The sequence below is a fragment of the Brachyspira catarrhinii genome (genome assembly GCF_005518285.1).
GTDB lineage: Bacteria > Spirochaetota > Brachyspiria > Brachyspirales > Brachyspiraceae > Brachyspira > Brachyspira catarrhinii.
The window spans coordinates 1-242 of record NZ_SJDU01000933.1; the positions used below are offsets into that span (position 1 = coordinate 1).

The following is a 242-nucleotide window of genomic DNA, read 5'->3' on the forward strand; positions in this document are numbered from 1 at the left end:
CAGCTTCTCTAAATGTACAATCAAATACTGTAATATTTCCTATCATTATTTTCCTCCTAAATTTGATATAAACTCTCCAATAATAAGTTCAACATAATCAATCATAGAATCATCAATTCCAGGATAAACCCCAATCCAAAAAGTATTATTCATAATAAAATCAGAATTTATCAAATTTCCTATTACCCTATAATTTCTTCCAATCATATAAGGCTGCTTGATAATATTACCAGCAAATAATA

At 26.4% G+C, this 242-nt stretch carries 1 pseudogene; it reads right to left on the reverse strand.

The annotated features are described in order from the left end of the window. Positions 1–45: 45 nt before the first annotated feature. Positions 46–242: pseudogene (locus EZH24_RS13835) on the reverse strand (lipopolysaccharide biosynthesis protein RfbH); the annotation flags it as partial.